Source organism: Arthrobacter sp. 49Tsu3.1M3, assembly GCF_900168135.1.
Lineage (GTDB): Bacteria > Actinomycetota > Actinomycetes > Actinomycetales > Micrococcaceae > Arthrobacter.
Genome location: NZ_FUZD01000015.1, coordinates 47,223 through 65,705 on the forward strand (window position 1 = coordinate 47,223; position 18,483 = coordinate 65,705).

An 18,483-nucleotide genomic window follows, 5' to 3' on the forward strand; every position below is an offset into this window, starting at 1 on the left:
GGCTAACGGAACCTGTTGGTTCCGTTGATTGCCCTTACTTGTCGCCGGAGCCCTTGCCGCCGTCGTTTCCGGGGCGCAGGCCCTCGTAGACTTCCTTGCATTCGGGGCAGACGGGGAACTTCTGCGGATCCCGGCCCGGAGTCCAGACCTTGCCGCAGAGCGCGATCACCGGTTCACCGGTCAGCGCGGATTCCATGATCTTTTCCTTGCGCACGTAGTGCGAGAAGCGCTCCCGGTCACCGGGCTCAACTTCCTGGCGCAGTTCCTCGCGCTCGATCGTGGCCGTTGACGTCCCGGCTCCGGAGAGCTCGCGCATCGGATCGTTTTCGAGAGGATCGGTCATGCTAGTCATGACACCCATCTTAGCCGTTGGAAGGGCGCTGCCGGACCTGCGGGGTGCCGGCGGCGGGGCCTAGAGGCCCTGCCAGGCGGGTTTGTGGTCGTAGCTGTGGCGGTAGTAATCCGCCAGCCGCAGCGACGACGCCGCCGCCTCGTCCAGGAGGATGGTGGCGTGCGGGTGCATCTGCAGCACGGAGGCCGCACAGATGGCGGCGACGGGACCCTCCGCGAGGTCCCGGACGGCCTGGGCTTTTTGCGCACCGGTGGCGATCAGGATCACGTGGCGGGCATCCAGGATGGTGCCCAGGCCTTGGGTCAGGACGTGGTGCGGCACGTCGGCCAGGCTGCCGAAAAACCGTGCGTTGTCCCGGCGTGTCTGCTCGATCAGCGTCTTGATCCGCGTCCGGGACGCCAGCGACGAGCCTGGCTCGTTGAACCCGATGTGGCCGTCCGTTCCGACGCCGAGGAGCTGCAGGTCCACTCCCCCGGCGTCGCGGATGGCGTCTTCATAGGCCCGGCAGGCCGCGGGGATGTCCGCCGCCGCGCCGTCGGGCACGTGGACGTTGGCCGGACTGATGTTCACCCGTGCGGTGAATTCGCGGGCGATCACCTCGCGGTAGGACTCCGGGTGCCCGGCCGGCAGCCCCACATACTCGTCCAGGGCGAAGGCGCGGACCCGGCTGAAATCCAGTCCCCCGCGCTCGTGCCGCGCCGCCAGTTCGACATACACCGGCAGGGGCGTGGAACCGGTCGCCAGGCCCAGGACGGCGTCGGGCTTGCGACGGAGAAGGGCCTCCACCGCATCCGCGGCAAGCGACGCGATCTGTTTGCTGCCGGGAAGGATGACAACTTCCATGATCCTGCCTTTGCTGACCTTCCTGGTGTCCGAGTCTGCGCACTCCCAGCATGCACCCGTCAGCGGTTGACGGCCAGTTGTGCCAGCAGCTCCGGTGCCCGCCGGTCCAGCCATGCTCCACCGGTCCGGACACCGACGGCGAAGAGTGTGAGACCGAGCACGGGTCCGAGGGCCAGCGCGATCCAGCCCGGCACGGTGCTGCCGGTGATGAACTGCGCGGCCACGAGCGCCGCCTCGGGCGCCACGAGGACCATGAGGACTGCCATGCCGCCGAACTGCACGGCGAGGGTCTGGGCCACGTTGCCCGGCGGCTTCTTGAACGGGCTGTCCCCCGGCAGCGGGACGCTCACGGTGTAGCGCGCCGAGACCACCGAGGCCAGGCCCAGGCCGGTGAAGAGGACGCCGAGGCAGAGGCCCAGGACCGCGGGCAGCTTGTCCCAGTCGCCGGTGAAGAAGAACGGCCCGACGCTGAAGAGGACGGCCACCGGCAGCGCGAAGCTCAGGCACGCCAGCGCCCGGCCGAGCCGGTCGTCGGCGCCGCGCACCCCCGTTGCCACGTGCAGCGCGAAGGCGGTGCTGTCATAGGAGACGTCCGTGGAGATCGACCAGGCCAGCAGGAAGGCCGTCAGCGGCCCGACGAACTGGAACGGGCCGTAGAACCCGCTCTGGCTGCCCTGGAAGAGGAACAGCACCGGCAGGAGCGGAACGACCACGAGCGCGCCGGCGTAGCGGGGATCGCGCAGCCAGTAGTACAGGGACCTCGCGGCGACGGCGGCGGCCGGTGTCGCCGGGAGCAGCCCGAACAGGCCCGTGCCCCCGGTCCGCCGCTTGGATGTCCCGGCGTAGGGCGGGGTCACCAGGGCGCGCTGCAGCAGGAGCTTCCACGCCAGCGCCAGGCCCGCCAGTGTGGCCGCGGCGATGAGGAACTTCACGGCCGCGGCCGCGTAGCTGCCGGCAGCGAGCTCGCCGCCGAGCGAGAAGGCCGCGCCGGCCGGCGTCCAGGACAGGGCCCGGGCCAGTCCGGTCAGGAAATCGCCGGAACCGGCGATTCCCCTCGCGATGCCGGCCACGATGGGCCCCGTGAGCACCAGCGGGATGAGGAAGGCGACGGAGCTGATGTCCTTGAAGCGCCGGGAGCTTGCCAGTCCGGCTGTGGCCGTGGTCACGACCTTGGAGAGAACGATGCAGCTCAGCACGCCCAGCACGGCACCGACGAGGGCGCCCGCTGCGGCCGGCAGGCTGCGGGACCAGGTGCCCACCGTGGCGAGCGCAACGAGTGAGGTTGCGAGACCCGGTATGCCGATCAGGCCGCCGAGCGCCAGCCCGGCCAGCAGCTGCGGCATGGGCACGGCAAAGGTGGTGAACCGGGCAGGGTCCAGCGTCATGTCCGCGGCGGAGACAGCGACGGGAATGATGGCCCAGCCCAGCAGTGCCGTGGCGCCGCCCAGGACCACCACGGTCTGGGCAAGTTCAATTTCCACCCCGCGCAGGACGAACAGCCCGGCCACGCAAACAGCCACGATTCCCAGGGCATACAGGGCGCCGATCCCGAGGCCCACCAGCTGCCACGGGCTGCGCCGGACGCTGTTGCGCAGCAGGGTCAGCTTGAGCCTCAGAAGGTGCGCAACCATTCCAGACCTTCCGTGTGGTTCCGGCCGCCCACGAGCTGCACGAAGCGGTCCTCGAGGCTGGCGCCGGCGCGGACCTCCTCCACCGTCCCGGCGGCGAGGACCCGGCCGCCGGCGACGACGGCGACGTGGTCGCACATGCGCTGGACCAGGTCCATGACGTGGCTGGAGACGATGACCGTTCCGCCCGAGGAAACGTAGCGGTCCAGGATGTCGCGGATGTTCGCCGCGGAGATCGGGTCCACCGATTCGAACGGCTCGTCGAGGACCAGCAGCCGCGGGGCGTGGATCAGCGCCGAGGCCAGCGCGATCTTCTTGGTCATGCCGGCGGAGTAGTCCACCACCAGCGTGCCGGCGTCATTGGCCAGGTCCAGGGCAGCGAGCAGTTCCGACACCCGCGACGCCACCATCTCCCGGTCCATCCCGCGCAGCAGACCGGCATAGGTGACCAGCTGCTCGCCGCTGAGGCGGTCGAACAGCCGGACGCCGTCGGGCAGGATTCCCATCAGCTTCTTGGCCTCCAGCGGATGCTGCCAGACGTCGACGCCGTGGACCAGGGCGGTGCCGAAGTCCGGACGCAGCAGGCCGGTCGCCATGGACAAGGTGGTGGTCTTACCGGCGCCGTTGGGCCCGACCACCCCGTAAAAGGAGCCGGCCGGAACGTCCAGGCTGATGCCATCGACGGCGATTTTGTCGCCGAAGCGCTTGGCGAGGCCAAGCAGGGACAGGGCAGGAACCGGCGGCGAAGACGGGCCGGGCAAGGCTGGCTGTCCCTGCTGGCCAGGGGGTTGGAATGTCATGACGCCAGACTAACCGCCGGACGGCGCGAAAAGGATAGTCCGCAAGGCGTACGTTTTCGCTCGCAGGAACCGGCCCGCTGCTTCTGGCATGAATGCCGGTTCTGGAATGGCTGCCGGTTCTAGAACGAATGCCGGGGCATGGCGCGCTCGTACTGCGGCGGCCACGCCAGGTCATGGCCGAGCTCGAACGCGGCCCGCAGCCACCAGTGCGGATCCCGCAGGGCGGCACGGGCGATGAACACGCCGTCCGCCTGGCCGGTGGCCACCGCGTGCTCGGCCTGCCCGGCCGACGTCAGGAGTCCCACAGTGCCGGTCCTGACCCCGGTCTCGCGCCGGATCCGGGCGGAGAACCCGGTCTGGTAGCCGGGGCCCACGGGAATCTGCTGGTGGGCCACGGCCCCGCCGCTGGAAACGTCCACCAGGTCCACCCCGCGCTCGGCGGCGGCGGCGGCCATCCGGACCGAGGCCTCGGCCTCGATCCCGCCCGGCGCCCAGTCCGAGGCCGAGATCCGCAGCAGCAGGGGCATGGAGTCCGGGATGACCGCGCGGACGGCGTCCACCACGGCAAGCGTCAACCGGTTCCGGCCCGCCTCGTCCCCGCCCCAGCGGTCCGTGCGGTCGTTGACCAGCGGGCTCTGGAACTGGTGCAGCAGGTAACCGTGCGCGCCATGGATTTCGATCGTGTCGAACCCGGTATCGACGGCCCGCACCGCGGACGCGGCGAAATCGGCGATCACGCCGTCGATCTGCGCTTCGGTCATGGCCGACGGCGGCGCGTAGCCGTCGAATGCGCCGGTGCCAGGACCCACGGTGTCCCAGCCGCCCTCGAACGCCGGCACGCTGCCCACTTTCCCCGAGAACGGCCAGTAGGAGGACGCTTTCCGGCCGGCGTGCGCCAGCTGGGTGCCGATCTTGGTCTCCGCGGTGCCGTGGCGGTGCACGAAGGCGGTGATGCGTTCCCAGGCCGCGGCCTGGTCGTCGTTGTAGAGGCCGGCGTCGCGGGGGCTGATCCTGCCCGCGGCGTTCACGGCGTTGGCCTCGGTGAGGATCAGGGCCGCTCCCCCGGTGGCAAAGGAGCCCAGGTGCATCAGGTGCCAGTCGGTGGGCACGCCCGCGCCCGTTTCGGGGTCGCAGCTGTACTGGCACATCGGGGACACCCAGCCGCGGTGCTGCAGCCGCAGGGACCGCAGATCCAGCGGCGCGAAGAGTGCCGATCCCACTAGAACAGCACCCGGGCGAGTCCCTGGCGGGCCTTGGCGACGCGCTCGTCGCCGGTGCCGACGACGTCGAAGAGTTCAAGCAGCCGGACCCGGGCGGTCTCCCGTTCCGGGCCGAAATTGCGGCCAATGAACGTGACGATCCGGCCAAGGCCGTCCTCGATGTGGCCGCCGGCGATATCCAGGTCTGCCACCCCGAGCTGGGCCTCGAGGTTGTCCGGCTCGTCGGCCGCGAGCCGGCGCAGGGCATCTGCCTCGGGCCCGGAGAGGGCCTGCAGGCGATCCATCAGTTCCACCTGCGCCAGGCCGGCCTTGGCCTCCGCGTCGGCGGGCATCTCGTTCAGGGCCTGCCGGTAGGCGGCGGCCGCGGCCGCGTAGTCGCCGGCCTCGATTGCATCGAACGCCGCCTGGTGCAGCGGCGGCAGCGGAGGCGCCTCCGGTTCCGCGCCACCTGGCCCGCCGGCGCCGATCCGTCCGGTCACGCCGTTGGCGGCGGCGACCTTGAGGAGTTCATCGAACAGGCTGCGTACCTGCTGCTCGTCCGCGCCGCCCTGGAAGAGCGGCACGGGCTGGCCCTTGACCACCGCGACGGCGGTCGGCACGGCCTGCACCTGGAACGCCTGGGCAAGTTCCGGGAACACGTCGATGTCCGCGGCCCCGAGGACCAGCCGGCCGTCGTAGCTCTCGACGATGCCTTCGAGGACGTCCACCAGCTGGCCGGAACCTGGCGAATAGGAGGCCCAGAGGGCGATCACCACAGGCACCTGGGCCGAGAGGTCCACGAGCTCCTGGAAGTTGCCCTCGGTCACATCCACACGCAACGGCCGGCCTGCATGGTCGGCCGGGCCGGATGCCGGGGATGCCGGGGCACCGGCAGAACCGGCGGAGCCCGCGGGACCGGGGGCTGCGGCGCCCGCTCCGGATGGCGCCGGCCGCTGTTTGAGGGCGGAGAGGTCGACGGCGCCGCGCAGGTTCAGCGGGCTGGCGGCAACTGGCGGGACCGGGCGGGAAGCTGGCGTAGTCATAGCTCCACTCTATCCACTACGCCACACGCAGCAACGACCGGGCCGCGATGGCGGCCCGGTCGTCTGCTGTGCTGTGCCCCTGCCGCGCTTCTCGGCGGGGGCAGGTTCCTGCGGGGGCTACTTGAACTTGGCCCCGACCAGGCCGCGGGTGGCGGCCACGAGCTTCATCGGATCCTTGGAACCGGCCGGCGGAACATAGACAGCCACGGACTCTGCGAAGTCCAGCACCATGCCGGTGCTGGTCTCCTTGCCGCCAGCCAAGGCGGCCGCGTCGTCGCCGATGGTGAGCTTGTCCCCGTCGGCCCTCGGAGTGCCGTCGAACGAGAAGTTCAGCCGTCCCAGGACCAGGGCCCCGCCGTCAGCGGTACGGAACACGACAGTGTTGTCCGCGGCCGCCTTGTGCGTGAAGGCGAAGGTGCCGTTGACGCCTGATTTGACGACGTCGGCCTGGTAGGCGAGGGTGTCCGCGATGTACGGGGAGGACTGGCCTTCGACGAGCTTGTCCTTGAAGGTGGAGTCGGCCGTGGTCAGTCGGTCACCGAGCCCGGCGAGGGCTTCGTCGCCGCTGTACGCGAGCCCGGTCTTGTCCGAGGGCGCCAGCGTCTCCGTGCCGGCCCGGCCGATCCCCGGGAAGGTAGCACCGGGCTGAAGCGGGGTGCTGCTGACCAGCTTGTAGTTATCCCGCGGGGAGTCCTGGGTCAGGGTCAGCAGCTGCGGGACGACGTTGCCCTCGCCCTGCGTCACGGCCATGACCGAGCGCGGCCAGCTGCGCTTATTGGTGACCACCGTGGTCAGCAGCTTGGTGGAGCGGACAGGCATGCGGGCCTCGTAGGAACCGACCTGCGAGCGGATCTTGTAGTTCTGTGTGCGCACCTGGAGTTCGGACTTGGCCACCCGCGGCGCCAGCTTGGCGGCGTCCTTGGCAGCGTCTCCTGCATCGACGGCTCCGGCAACCTGTTCCAGGACGCGGCGGAACTGCGCGTCCAGCAGCACCGGCGCATCGCCGGTCTGGCCCTCGTCGGCACTCCCGGGGGTCGCGGCGTCGGAGGCAGGAGCACTGGAGGCCGGGGCACTGGGCGACGGCGCGGGCGTCTGGCTGGCCTGGGCGGCCACTGACGTTCCGGCGACGGCCGCGGCGGTCAGCACTGCCACCACGATGCCGGAACGGCGCACCGTGCCGGAGCCCTTCTTCTGGCCGGCCGCTGCTTTCTCCGGCGCTGTCTTTTCCGGGCCTGTTTTCTCCGGAGTGGCCTGCTGCGGTGCAGTCTCGGGTGCTGCGGTGCCGGACGCGGAGGTGCCGGGTTCGGCAGGATCCTGGGTGCTTGCCGTCGAGCCGTGGTCCCCGCGGCGTGCCGCGGCCTTGGCCTGCGCGCGGCGGGCGAACGTGCTGCCGCCGCCGGTGCGGTTGCCTGACTTGGGCTTGAGGACCAGCAGCGCCCCGCCGGCGATGATCAGCAGGCCGCCGAGCACCATGAGCGGAATGGCCCAGGGCGTGGAGGTGTCGTTCGGGAACGTCATCGTGATGGAGCCCGGGGCGGCCTTGGTGCCGTCCGCGGCAAGGAGCAGCGACCAATCGCCGTCGGCCGGAGCGTTCCACGAGTAGTCCATTTCGCCAGTGGCGTTCTCGGTGGTGACCCAAAGATCTGATCCGGCGGGCGACGGCGCGGTAGCTTCGCCGTCGGTATGCGTCAGCTGCAGCGCCTTGCCGTCCTCGGAGACGCCGTCGACCGTGTTGTGGGCCGTCTTACCCACCCAGGCGTCGACGTCGTCCGGCCGTCCCGCGGCCAGCAGGAAGGCCCCTTCACCCTTGACCGTGATCTTCACGGTCCCGGGGTGCAGAGTCTTCAGCTTCTCGTCGAAGACGGTCAGCGGCGCGGCGGTGCCGGTCGGAGCGGTGGCCGTAATCGTCTCCGGGGGAGCCCAGAACGTCTTCTGGCCAATCCCGGCCAGGAGTGTCAGGAGGCCAAGCAGCACCAGGGCGACTGCAGTCTTGAAACGCAAAATACTACCTATCATCAGCGGACAGTTAGCTTCAATAGTAACCATTTTGTTACCCGCGAGTCAGATCGGGGACGCGGAGGGGCACCCGGAGCGGTGCCCGCGGGGGCGTTTTTCCCCTCTGGTGACAAGCCTGCTGATAGTGTTTGCGGTGATCATCACACAAGTGCCGCCAGTGTGGCGCAGCAAGGAATTAAGGGCATTTAACGCAGTGACTGAACATACGGATTCGTCCTCCGCCGGACCAGAAGAAGCGCAGGAATCCGACAGCCAGGAACCCGGCCCCGAACAACCCGTTTCCAGTCCCCGGCCAACAACCTCCCGCTCCCGGATAGCCGCGGCAAACGTCCTGCTGTCCGCGGCCCGGCGCCTGCGCCAGCCCCTGCCCGGAGCCCAGCCGAGAATCCGCTTCGAGATGCCCCCGGAGCACGAGGCCGGGGACGAGGAGACGTCCGCGGCCGATGCCCGCTTCGGCAGTCCCGGTCCACGCATGTCGGCCCAGCACCCCTTGTACATGGGCTTCATGGGCACCGTCGGAGTCGGCTTCGCCCTCCTGGTCTACTGGATCGGTTCGAACACGACGCAGCTGCTCTTGTGGATCATCACGGCGCTCTTCATCACCCTCGGCCTGGACCCGGTGGTGCGGTGGCTCGAGCACCGGAATGTCCCCCGCGCCGCCGGCATCCTCCTGTCCGTGTCCACCCTGGCACTGGGAGTCGCCGCTTTTTTTGCCACCCTGATCCCCACGATCGTGCAGCAGGTGACGCAAATCGTGCAGCAGGCGCCCAAGTGGGTCCAGGACTTCATTGACTCGGACTTCTTCCGGAGCATTGACAGCCAGTTCGGCATCCGGGACCGCATCAGCCAGGAGCTGGAGAAGTTCGTCAACAACCCGGACGCCATGGGCGGCATCTTCGGCGGAGTGGTGGGCTTCGGCTCCACCGTGGCAAACGGCATCTTCGGCGCACTGATCGTGCTGGTCCTGAGCCTGTACTTCCTCGGCGCCCTCCCTGCGATGAAAAAATGGGGCTACCGGCTCGCGCCGCGGTCGCGGCGCGCCCGGGTAGAAGCCCTGTCCGAGGAAATCACCGGTTCGGTGGGCAACTACGTTATCGGCCAGGCCGCCGTCGCCCTGCTGAACGCCACATTCGCGTTCATTGTGATGTCGATCATTGGAGTGCCTTTTGCAACGCTTCTGGCGTTCGTGGTGGCCCTGCTGGCCTTCATCCCCCTCGTCGGCGGCATGATTGCCGGGTGCCTGGTGACGCTCGTTGCCCTAACCGCCGGCTGGCAGACCGCGCTTGTCTTCGCCATCTGCTATTTCGCGTACCTCCAGTTCGAGGCCTACTTCATCTCTCCGCGGATCATGCAGAAAGCCGTGGCGGTGCCGGGCGCCGTCGCCGTCATCTCCGTGATCGCCGGCGGCAGCCTGCTGGGAGTCCTCGGAGCCTTGATCGCCATTCCCACTGCGGCGGCCATCATGCTGCTGGTCAAGGAAATCCTCATCGCGCGCCAGGACAGCCGCTAACCGGCCCCCTGGCGGGTTTCCGCGCCGAAAAAGGACAGCCGCACCGTGGATCCACGGTGCGGCTGTCCTTTTCCGGCGCGGTTTTCTCTTTTTGCGCCGTTGGCGGCCTCAGGCGTGTGCCGTCGCGACCGGACCGTCCCATTCCTGCGGCAGCACCGTTCCGGCACCCCCTGTGGCGCCGCCGGGGATGACCTCGTCCACGATTTCGTTGAGAACCCGCCCGGCGTACTTCTCCCCCACCCACAGGTGCTTGGCGCCGTCGACCCCCACCACCTGGGCCTGCGGAACCAGCGCGAACCTCGCGGCCGCAGCCGCCGGCTGCAGGTAGTCGTCGTGCTCGGGAACCAGGACCTTCAGCGGCTTGCCGGCCTCGGCCCATTCCTTCAGGTGCACGTCCGTGGCCCGGTGCAGCGGGGGCGAGAGCAGCACAGCCCCCTCGATTTCAGAGGCGACGGGCTCGGTGGCGCCGTACATCAGGGCCAGCTCGGTGCCGAAGGACCAGCCGACCAGCCACCGGTTCGGCAGGCCGCGGTCCACGGCGAACTGCACCGCGGCCTCGACGTCGAGACGCTCGCCGACGCCTTCCTCGAAGGCTCCCCCGCTGGTTCCCCGCGGCGATGACGTGCCGCGTGTATTGAAGCGCAGGACGGCGATTCCCGCGAGGGCGGGCAGCCGGTAGGAGGCCTTGCGGTAGACGTGCGAATCCATGAAGCCGCCGTGCGTCGGCAGCGGGTGCAGCGTGATGAGTGTTGCCTTGATCCCGCCGGTTTCCGGGACGGCGAGCTCGCCCACCAGCCGGTGCCCGTCCGACGTGCGGAGTTCGACGTTCTCGCGGCGGGCCGGCAGGACCGTGGAGGCGCGGATGGCAGTGGGAGCAGAGGGCTGGGTGAAGACGTAGGACGCGGGATCAAAGCTCATGCTGACCAGCTTAGCGATACCGGTAGCTCCGCGAAGTCCAGCAGTTGCTGTGCCAGTGCCGCCGCTCGGCGAGCCCCGCGGCGGCACCAAAGAGGTGGTCCTCGGACCAGACCACCAGGTGGGCGATTCCCGGCAGCACGGCGGTGGAGCAGCCCGGGCAGATGTAGGTCTTCTCGGCGCGGCCCGCGGTGATGGGGCGGACCATCCATTCGCCGTCCGGTGCGCTCTCCCGGCGGGCGAAACCCGAGCGGGCGCGCTCCAGATCAAGTTCCGGTGCCGGGCCGTGCTTGGCTCCGGCGGCTTTGCTCTTTCCGGGGGCTGTGCCCTTGCCGGAGCCTGTCTTCGCAGAACCGGCGCGGCGGGGTCGGTTGGAACGGGGCATGCCTCCATTCTGCCCCAGTCCGGCTGCCGCCCCTTGCCGCCCCGCCAAGCCGCCGCCCGCGCAGGCGGTAGAGTTGACCGGGTGCGTTTAGTCATAGCCCGCTGCTCCGTTGATTACGTCGGCCGCCTCAAAGCCCACCTGCCGCTGGCCACCAGGCTGTTGCTGGTCAAGGCCGACGGCTCGGTCCTGGTCCATTCCGATGGCGGGTCCTACAAGCCGCTGAACTGGATGAGCCCTCCCGCGTCCCTGCGGGTCTCCACACCGGATGAGGTCGACGTCGAGGTCGGCGTCGTCGAACAGTGGACGGTCCAGTCGGCCAAGACCGATGACCGGCTCATCATCAACATCCACGAGCAGCTGCACGACACCTCCCACGAACTGGGCCAGGACCCCGGCCTGATCAAGGACGGCGTCGAGGCGGACCTCCAGCGGCTCCTGGCCGCCCAGATCGAACTCCTGGGCACCGGGTTCTCGCTGATCCGCCGGGAGTACTTCACCGCGATCGGCCCCGTGGACATCCTGGCCCGGGACGCGGACGGTGCCACCGTGGCCATTGAGCTCAAGCGCCGGGGCGACATCGACGGCGTCGAGCAGCTCACCCGGTACCTGGAACTGCTGAACCGGGACCCGCTGCTGGCCCCGGTCCGGGGAATCTTCGCGGCCCAGCAGATCAAGCCGCAGGCCAAGGTCCTCGCCAAGGACCGCGGAATCGACTGCGTGACCCTGGACTACGACGCGATGCGCGGCGTTGACGACAGCGAATCCCGGCTCTTTTAAGCACCGCGGCAGGTTTTCCGTGGCGGCGATTCGCGTTAAGACGTTCTTCGCACAATATTTATGCAATTCTTCCGTTCGCCCGTTGACCTGACGCAAGTGTCGTGAAATTCTTATACGAGTCTTTGTGTAGGTGTTTTTCATGCTCGCAAGACATGTTGCGAGCGTGAAGCTCCTGCCGCCACGGTCCGTGAATCCGGTTCCGTTGCCAAAGGTTCTTCTCGCAGAGTGACCAGGTCCGGTGCGAAGTGCGCCGGATTTATCCAAGATCCACAATGAGGAGAAACAAATGGCTCAGGGAACCGTCAAGTGGTTCAACGCAGAAAAGGGCTTCGGCTTCATCACCCCGGATGACTCCGATGGCGATGTCTTCGTTCACTACTCCGAGATCCAGACCGGTGGCTTCAAGACCCTCGACGAGAACCAGCGTGTTCAGTTCGAGATCGGCCAGGGCGCCAAGGGCCCACAGGCCACCGGCGTAACGCTGGTCTAGCCTGCCGTCGGGAAGTGCTTTAGGGCATTTCCGGCACCAGGAATGATCCCCGGCATTTGTGCCGGGGATCATTTTTTTGTGCATTCTTGGGCGTGGTGTTTCAGGTGGTCCGCATTGGCCCGTATGCATTCTTCAGCCGAATTCCGCACTAACACCGGGCACTAACCCGCCGGGGCATGCCTAACGCACCAAAGTGCGCAGCAGGCGGGCACTTTGCCGGACGGACAACCCGGGAAGGTACGCGCGGCTCAGGGCCCGGCCCATCGCCGGCAATTGCAACGGGTCCTGGTAGTAGAGGTACAGCGTGCGGTAGTCCGGTTTGAAACGCGACTTGAAGGTTGCCAGCGAGCGGAAGCCGTAGACGGGTTCCAGGGCCCTGCCCACCACGTCCAGGATCCCGGCCAGCCCCTCCGGCCCGGAATCGCTGCCGGCGTCGCTGCCGCCGGAACCGCCGCCGGCGTCGCTACCTCCAGAGTCGCCGCCGGAGTCGCTGCCGCCGGCGATGTCTCCGTCACGGTCCTTCGCCAGGGGCGAGCCGGACAGTGAGATCACCTCAACCGTGCGCTTGAGTTCCAGCACGGCGGAAGCAATGAGGAACTCCATGACACCAGGGAACGCGTCGCCGCGCCGGCGCATGAAGTCCAGGGTCCAGCTCACGAGCTGTCCGCCCGCATACACCGGCAGCCAGCTCGTGACCCCCTGCACGCGTCCGGAGGCGTCCACCGCCAGGCAGCACAGCACCTCGTCGTCGTCGAGCTCGTCGATGCTGCCGAGCGTGAAGCCCATCTCCGGCACGTGCTTTTGCGCCGCCCACTCTTCGGAGACCTCGCTGAGCTGGGTCCGCAGCGGGGCCGGGAATTCGCTGTAGCGCCCCCACACGGCCTGGACACCGGTCTTCGCGGCACGGTTCAGGGCGGTGCGGACGTTCTGCCACTCCTTGCCCTTGAACTCGAGTTCGCGCACGGCGAGCCTGGTTTCCTGGGCCACGGCCACGCGGCGGAATCCGCGGGCCCGGAGCATCGGCCAGAGCCCGGCGGTGCAGGAGTAGAAACACGGGATCAGGGCGTGTTCGGCGCAGTAGCGCATGAAGCCCGCCGCGGTCTCCTCGTGGAGGGCAGCGGATCCGAACGGGCCTGCCAGCGTCAGGGCCACGTTGCCGTGCTGCTGATAGGCCACGCCGCCGCGCCGGTCCGGCGTAAACCAGTACTTATTCGGTTCCCAGAGCGCCATCCAGGACAGTGAGTCCCCGCCTTGGCGGATCAGGTCACGGGCCGTGTCGCGATCCCCGGAGCCGACGTCGGTGCTGTGCCCGGTACCGTGCAGCCGCCGCCGCAGCACCAGCCAGACCGCCGCCAGGGCCACGCCCCAGAAGATGATGCCGGCATAGGCGAACAGAAAGGACTCGACGGCGTTGCGGTTCTGGAACAACCGGCTGTAGGCGCCCGGAATGGGCAGCGGCAGGTATTGCCGGGCGAGTTCCGCCGCGAGGCCCAGCACTCCCCCGTCGCGGTCCATCCCGCCGGCGGCGAGCCAGGCCACCGAATAGGCCCCGGCGAGCACCAGCCACGTGCCCCCGACCACGAGGCCCAGGATCCGTCTGGCCCGCGGGGCAGTCTCCACCCTGAACTGCCGCCGGTTAAGCCAGAGCAGCACAACGAGCAGCAACGGGACGGCCACGAGCGGCAGGACGCGGACGAAGCCGGAGCCCATCACGGCCGTGTGCGGCTGGCTGGCGTAGTGCGGAATCCGTGCGAAGAGGGCCAGGTACACGGCGGCCAGGGCTGTCACGCCGAGCTGGACGATGATCGCGATCCGCAGGGCCAGGCGGCGGCCCTGCCGCATGCCGTCCGCACAGATCAACAGCAGGACCACCGGGACAACAGCCAGCGCGAGGCCCAGCGGACCGGCGAGTCCGGCCCGGCCGGCTTCCAGGCAGCTGACGTCCACCGTCCCGCCGCAGTTTTCCTCCAGCTGGCCCAGTGTGGGCAGCGGGTTCAGCACGACGTCGCGCAACAGGGCCAGCGGCCCGGTGGGGCTGCTGACGGCGGCCGTGAGGATCGGCCCCACGGCGAAGATCGCGACCGTGAGTGCCAGCAGGTTGCGTGTCTCGCGTCCGGTTGAACGGTGCCGGTGCAGGGTGCCCCGGTCGCCCTGGATCCACCAGCCCGCGGCCAGGCCGGCGAGGGCACCGGCGAGCCCAACCACTGTCTCCGGATGCCCGACGTAGAGCACCAGCAGCAGGGACGCGGACAGGCCGGCGGTCCGCAGCCTGCGTTGCCACAGCGTCGGCAGCAGCCCGCTGGCGGCCAGGGCCACGGCCAGGACGGCGGCGTAGGGGCCGATCAGCCGGGCGTTGACCATCGGCCCCAGCCAGCCGTCGCCGATATACCGGGCCAGCTGGGTGACGAGCAGGAACACCGTGACAGCAGCGAACTGGCCTACAAAGTAGAACACGGCCGTCCGCAGGGTCCCCAGATGCCGTTCAGCGAGCCCCAGCAGCAGGAGGATCATCAGTGATGCGGCCAGGTAGGCCAGCAGGTTGGTGGCGAAGAACAGCGAGGTGAACAGGGACCACCAGTGCCCCGCCTTCAGCCCCGAGGCGTTGACGGACGCTATGGGCAACAAGGCACCGGGCGGCCCCGACAGGAAGCTGCCCGTGACGGCCCCGACACCGAGGAAGACCGCGAGAACCGCCAGCGTGAAGGGTACGGCACGGAAGTGCGCGAGCGTGCGGCGCAGGCCCTGGCGCCAGACACCCTGCCACGGCGGGATCTCCGGCCCCGTGGCCGCCGCGGTCCGGGTGCTGCCGGTCTTGGCCTGGCTCATGGCGCGATCCCCCAGCGTCGGGCCAGGAAGTCCAGGCCGCCGGGAAGGCCGCCGGATGCCACGTCCCAGGAGTGCCCCGCGTTTGCGATCCGGTGTGTTTCGACGCTGAACCCGGCCCGGCGTGCCGCCTCGGAGAGCACGTCCATGTAGCCGGTGAACTGCGGGTCGCGGTCTCCGGCGGCGAAGTACACGCCGTGGCCGTCGAAGCGGTGTTCCGCCATGACGCGCAGCGGGGTCAGCTGGTCGAAGGCCCCGGCGTCGGCGCCGAAGGAGGCCTCAATGGTCTTGGCCCGCACCTTCGCGAGGGCCGGCTCCTCCTCGCTGGAGAAGGCCAGCGCGGCGCTGTACACGTCGGGATGCCTCGTGACCATCTGAATGGCGCACGTACCGCCGAAGGAGAAGCCGCCCGCGGCCCACTGGCGGGGATCCGGGTCGACGTCGAGCGTGCGTTTGATCCAGTCCGGCACATCCTGCGCCAGGAAGGTGTCCGCCTGGGCAATCCGGCTGTCCATGCACAGCGTGTTTCCCGACGCCGAGCCGTTGGGATCGACCACCACGGTTACGGGCGCCACCCCGGCGTGCTCCGCGGCGAACCGGTCGAGCCGGCTCCGGAGTGCGCCGCCGGTCAGCCAGTCGGCAGGACCGCCGGGCTGTCCGGAAAAGAGGACCAGCACCGGCAGCGCGGGCCGGGGGGAACCCAAATAGGCCGGAGGGAGGTAGACGTAGGCGTCCCGGCTCTGGAAGCCGGAGACGGTGCCCGGGATGACCGCCTTGCGGATGACGCCGTCGGGAAGGTGGGCCGGCGCCTGCCAGTGGGTGAGCCCGGTGGCGGCTGGGGCGCCGGCGGCGCGCGTCAGGCCGGCCTCGAGCGGCTCGATCCGGGCTGCGGCCGCTCCGGTGAGGTCGCCGACAGTGTGGTTCAGGCCGAAGTAGATGTTGATCTGGACGGCGGACAGCGCGAGGACGGCCAGGAAGGCGGCCGTGGCTGCTGCGCTTGAACGCAAGCGATGGGGACGGCTCGGAGTGGTGCCGGTCGGGCTGGTGCCGGTTGAATCAGTGCCGGTCGAGATAGTGCCGGTCCGTCCGCGGCCCCAGAGTCCAAGCAGGCGCATGAGCCACAGCAGCAGGGCGACGACGCCGGCAACAGACCAGGCGAGGGTCTCCCCCGGCAGTTCGGCAGGGAAGACGGTGACGGCGTAGAGCAGGAACCAGTGCACGGCAGCGACAAGCGCCGCGGCGAGCAGTGTCACGGTGGCCGCGACGGCCACGGCCGCGCCGGGCTCGCGGCGGCCGGCGTGCGCCAAACCCGTGCGCGCCAAACCCGTGTGCCGGAGGGCAACGTGCCAGAGGAGGTAGGCCAGGCCCGCCGCGGCGGAGGCCCACACGAGCCACACCACCGGGCCGTCGACCAGGCTAAGGCCATCGAGGTAGTCCACCGGGGCTAGCGCCAGGTGCCGACGCCGATGACGGGTCCGGCCTCAAGCCAGGACGACAACCCCGTGTAGGCATCGAAGCGCATGGCGAGGAGGACCTGCTGGCCCTCGTAGCGGAGCTCCACGATGACGGCGTCGGGCTGGACCTTGAGGAGCTCGGATTCGGTCGGCTTGCGCCGGCCAAGCAACTCCAGCGAGCTGCGCCGGAAGGTGTGCTTGGGGCGGACGCTCAGTGAGACCAGGCGGAACCACTCGAGGTCGTTGTCCTGATAACGACAAACCCCCATCTGCCAACTGTTTCCAGCCGTGCAGATGGAGGCGTCCACCGTACCGAGGGCGCGCCGCAGATTGAAGCGGCGCACCCCCGAAAGGCACAGTGCAAATACCAGCAACGCAAACGCAGTTGCCAGGACGATGAACGGCCAACCAATATCGTTCATCAAGGTCGTGCTAGCGGATCCCCGCAGTAGCCGCTTCGCCCATTTGGGCGTTGTCAGCAACAATGACCACCCTGTTGTTGTCAACAGAGAAGAATCCCCCGTCAACAACTACAGCGATGCGGTCACCGGATACCGGCTCGATTGCCAGCTCACCTTCGGCCAGAATCGCCAGCAGGGGCGAGTGGCCGGGCAGGATTCCGATTTCACCATCGCTGGTGCGGGCCTTGACCATCTTGGCCGCTCCGGACCACACGAAGTGGTCCGCTGCGACAATCTCAACCTCAAGCTCAGCCATATTACTTGGTCTGTTCCTGGATCTTGGCCCACTGGCGCTCGACGTCGTCCAGGCCGCCGACGTTGAAGAACGCCTGCTCTGCAACGTGGTCAAGGTCGCCGTCGCAGATAGCGGTGAAGCCCTCAACAGTGTCCTTGATGGACACGGTGGAGCCCTCGACGCCGGTGAACTGCTTGGCGGTGTAGGTGTTCTGCGAGAGGAACTGCTGGATGCGGCGTGCACGCGACACGACGATCTTGTCTTCTTCAGAGAGTTCGTCAACGCCGAGGATGGCGATGATGTCCTGAAGTTCCTTGTTCTTCTGCAGGATCTGCTTGACGCGGACGGCCGTGTTGTAGTGGTCGTGGCCGATGTACTGCGGATCCAGGATGCGGGAGGTCGACGTCAGCGGGTCAACGGCCGGGTACAGACCACGGGAAGCGATTTCACGGGAAAGTTCCGTGGTCGCGTCGAGGTGTGCGAAGGTCGTGGCCGGAGCCGGGTCGGTGTAGTCATCTGCGGGGACGTAGATGGCCTGCATCGAGGTGATGGAGTGGCCCTTGGTGGACGTGATGCGCTCCTGGAGGAGACCCATCTCGTCAGCCAGGTTGGGCTGGTAACCCACGGCCGACGGCATGCGGCCGAGGAGGGTGGAAACCTCGGAGCCTGCCTGGGTGAAGCGGAAGATGTTGTCGATGAAGAGCAGCACGTCCTGGTTCTGCACATCGCGGAAGTACTCCGCCATGGTCAGGGCGGACAGTGCAACGCGCAGACGCGTTCCCGGCGGCTCGTCCATCTGGCCGAACACAAGGGCGGTGTCCTTGAGGACGCCGGCCTCTTCCATTTCGACCCAGAGGTCGTTACCTTCACGGGTACGCTCGCCGACACCGGCGAACACCGAGGTGCCGCCGAAGTTGCGGGCAACACGGGTGATCATTTCCTGGATCAGCACGGTCTTGCCGACGCCGGCACCACCGAACAGGCCGATCTTGCCACCCTTGATGTACGGGGTGAGGAGGTCGATCACCTTGATGCCGGTTTCCAGCATCTCGGTGGAGCCTTCCAGTGTCGCGAAGGCCGGAGCCTTGCGGTGGATAGGCCAGCGTTCGCTGATCTGGAGTTCGGACTCGGCAACGTCGAGGGGCTGGCCCAGCACGTTGAAGATGTGGCCCTTGACGCCGTCGCCCACAGGCACGGAGATCGGGGCACCGGTGTCCACCACGTTGGTACCGCGGACAAGTCCGTCGGTGGCCTGGAGGGAGATGGCACGGATCAGGTTGTCACCCAGGTGCAGGGCAACCTCGAACGTGATGGTTCGGGTCTCACCATTGAGAGTGATCTCGGTGGTGAGTGCGTTGTAAATCGAGGGGATTGCGTCAGCCGGGAATTCGACGTCGACAACCGGGCCAATAACACGTGCAATACGACCGGTAGCACCGGACGTTGCGGCTACGTGATCGGTAGCAGTGGCAGTCATCTCTCTCACTTCACTCAGTAGATGGCGTGGGGTTAAGTTTATCTTTTGTTGCAGGTACAGCTGGATCCGGGCTCG

Annotated in this window: 17 protein-coding genes; 3 read left to right on the plus strand and 14 right to left on the minus strand. The window is 68.3% G+C overall.

Annotated features, from left to right (window positions below; genetic code table 11):
- Positions 1 to 34 precede the first annotated feature (34 nt).
- The 7 genes from B5X90_RS15080 to B5X90_RS15110 all read right to left on the minus strand — a co-directional run bounded on the left by B5X90_RS15080 (position 35) and on the right by B5X90_RS15110 (position 7,881).
- Positions 35 to 352 carry a DUF3039 domain-containing protein gene (locus tag B5X90_RS15080; protein WP_370122952.1) on the minus strand — a complete coding sequence of 106 codons (318 nt, stop codon included), beginning with the start codon at positions 350 to 352 and terminating at the stop codon, positions 35 to 37.
- A 60-nt stretch (positions 353 to 412) separates the two neighbouring features.
- Entirely contained in the window at positions 413 to 1,195 is a 783-nt protein-coding gene (gene nagB, locus B5X90_RS15085; RefSeq protein WP_079554439.1) for a glucosamine-6-phosphate deaminase, read from the minus strand.
- Positions 1,196 to 1,254: 59 nt separating this feature from the next.
- Positions 1,255 to 2,826: a transporter gene (locus B5X90_RS15090; protein ID WP_079554441.1), complete on the minus strand. Its 1,572-nt coding sequence runs from the start codon at positions 2,824 to 2,826 to the stop codon at positions 1,255 to 1,257.
- Entirely contained in the window at positions 2,808 to 3,623 is an 816-nt protein-coding gene (locus tag B5X90_RS15095) for an ABC transporter ATP-binding protein (RefSeq protein ID WP_079554443.1), read from the minus strand. Before B5X90_RS15095 ends, B5X90_RS15090 begins: the two co-directional genes overlap by 19 nt.
- Positions 3,624 to 3,742: 119 nt before the next feature.
- Entirely contained in the window at positions 3,743 to 4,843 is a 1,101-nt protein-coding gene (locus B5X90_RS15100; RefSeq protein ID WP_079554445.1) for an NADH:flavin oxidoreductase/NADH oxidase, read from the minus strand.
- The gene (locus B5X90_RS15105; RefSeq protein ID WP_079554447.1) at positions 4,843 to 5,865 is read right to left on the minus strand and encodes a tetratricopeptide repeat protein; all 1,023 of its coding nucleotides are present in this window, start codon (positions 5,863 to 5,865) and stop codon (positions 4,843 to 4,845) included. Before B5X90_RS15105 ends, B5X90_RS15100 begins: the two co-directional genes overlap by 1 nt.
- Positions 5,866 to 5,982: 117 nt before the next feature.
- On the minus strand, positions 5,983 to 7,881 hold the full coding sequence (locus B5X90_RS15110; protein ID WP_372702892.1) for a hypothetical protein: 1,899 nt from the start codon (positions 7,879 to 7,881) through the stop codon (positions 5,983 to 5,985).
- Positions 7,882 to 8,074: 193 nt separating this feature from the next.
- On the opposite strand from B5X90_RS15110, the gene B5X90_RS15115 reads away from it, so the two are divergent.
- Positions 8,075 to 9,391 carry an AI-2E family transporter gene (locus B5X90_RS15115; protein WP_079554451.1) on the plus strand — a complete coding sequence of 439 codons (1,317 nt, stop codon included), beginning with the start codon at positions 8,075 to 8,077 and terminating at the stop codon, positions 9,389 to 9,391.
- Positions 9,392 to 9,499: 108 nt separating this feature from the next.
- On the opposite strand, the gene B5X90_RS15120 is transcribed toward B5X90_RS15115, so the two are convergent.
- Both B5X90_RS15120 and B5X90_RS15125 read right to left on the minus strand, forming a co-directional pair.
- The gene (locus tag B5X90_RS15120) at positions 9,500 to 10,309 is read right to left on the minus strand and encodes an alpha/beta hydrolase (protein ID WP_079554453.1); all 810 of its coding nucleotides are present in this window, start codon (positions 10,307 to 10,309) and stop codon (positions 9,500 to 9,502) included.
- Between the two features lie 10 nt (positions 10,310 to 10,319).
- On the minus strand, positions 10,320 to 10,691 hold the full coding sequence (locus B5X90_RS15125) for a hypothetical protein (RefSeq protein ID WP_028276058.1): 372 nt from the start codon (positions 10,689 to 10,691) through the stop codon (positions 10,320 to 10,322).
- Positions 10,692 to 10,772: 81 nt separating this feature from the next.
- On the opposite strand from B5X90_RS15125, the gene nucS reads away from it, so the two are divergent.
- Positions 10,773 to 11,468: an endonuclease NucS gene (nucS, locus tag B5X90_RS15130; RefSeq protein ID WP_026266819.1), complete on the plus strand. Its 696-nt coding sequence runs from the start codon at positions 10,773 to 10,775 to the stop codon at positions 11,466 to 11,468.
- A 286-nt stretch (positions 11,469 to 11,754) separates the two neighbouring features.
- On the plus strand, positions 11,755 to 11,958 hold the full coding sequence (locus tag B5X90_RS15135; protein ID WP_011692441.1) for a cold-shock protein: 204 nt from the start codon (positions 11,755 to 11,757) through the stop codon (positions 11,956 to 11,958).
- 180 nt (positions 11,959 to 12,138) lie between these two features.
- On the opposite strand, the gene B5X90_RS15140 is transcribed toward B5X90_RS15135, so the two are convergent.
- From B5X90_RS15140 to atpD, 5 genes are read right to left on the minus strand one after another with little or no spacing between them, the layout of a single operon-like run.
- Positions 12,139 to 14,784, minus strand: a complete 2,646-nt coding sequence (locus B5X90_RS15140) for a bifunctional lysylphosphatidylglycerol flippase/synthetase MprF (RefSeq protein ID WP_179129159.1) — start codon at positions 14,782 to 14,784, stop codon at positions 12,139 to 12,141.
- Positions 14,781 to 16,220, minus strand: coding sequence for an alpha/beta hydrolase (locus B5X90_RS15145; RefSeq protein ID WP_079554456.1), 1,440 nt, complete (start codon positions 16,218 to 16,220; stop codon positions 14,781 to 14,783). The genes B5X90_RS15140 and B5X90_RS15145 overlap by 4 nt, the downstream gene beginning before the upstream one ends.
- 5 nt (positions 16,221 to 16,225) lie before the next feature.
- Positions 16,226 to 16,657, minus strand: coding sequence for a DUF2550 domain-containing protein (locus B5X90_RS15150; RefSeq protein WP_079554458.1), 432 nt, complete (start codon positions 16,655 to 16,657; stop codon positions 16,226 to 16,228).
- Between the two features lie 10 nt (positions 16,658 to 16,667).
- Positions 16,668 to 16,952, minus strand: coding sequence for a F0F1 ATP synthase subunit epsilon (locus tag B5X90_RS15155; protein WP_018775711.1), 285 nt, complete (start codon positions 16,950 to 16,952; stop codon positions 16,668 to 16,670).
- 1 nt (position 16,953) lies between these two features.
- Complete coding sequence (gene atpD, locus B5X90_RS15160) at positions 16,954 to 18,408, minus strand: F0F1 ATP synthase subunit beta (protein WP_018775710.1); 1,455 nt, start codon at positions 18,406 to 18,408, stop codon at positions 16,954 to 16,956.
- Between the last annotated feature and the right edge of the window lie 75 nt (positions 18,409 to 18,483).